We start from the raw sequence: 315 nt of genomic DNA, 5'->3' as shown, positions 1-315 counted from the left end.
CATAAAGCACGCCAGGATCAACCACGACGAGATCATCCGACCCCGAGAAGTCGCTTATGTTGCCTGTAGAAGGCACAATATGATCAGGATACGCGGTATGCTCATCGATGACCACCAAGCAAGTATGAACCTTTACACTGTTCTGTTTCTCCGTTACATACGCCCAGTCGCCTAAGACAGGCGGCATGCGAAGGCTCGTGGAATCGACGATAGCCAACACAGGTTTCTTTCCCTTCAGAGGAGGCTCGATTGGCTCTCGAAGGGCATGTACCACAGCAGCAAACAAAGCTTGTGTGATCTCGACGGGTAAGCTAT

The 315-nt window shown here is 51.1% G+C and carries 1 pseudogene; it reads right to left on the bottom strand.

Annotated elements, in window-relative coordinates:
- A pseudogene (locus PAT3040_RS29670) lies at positions 1–220 on the bottom strand (IS4 family transposase); the annotation flags it as partial.
- Positions 221–315 lie beyond the last annotated feature (95 nt).

Source organism: Paenibacillus agaridevorans (assembly GCF_003112455.1).
Taxonomy (GTDB): Bacteria; Bacillota; Bacilli; order Paenibacillales; family Paenibacillaceae; genus Pristimantibacillus; species Pristimantibacillus agaridevorans.
Note: the sequence above shows the minus strand (reverse complement) of the source record. Positions and strands in the feature narration are given on the sequence as shown.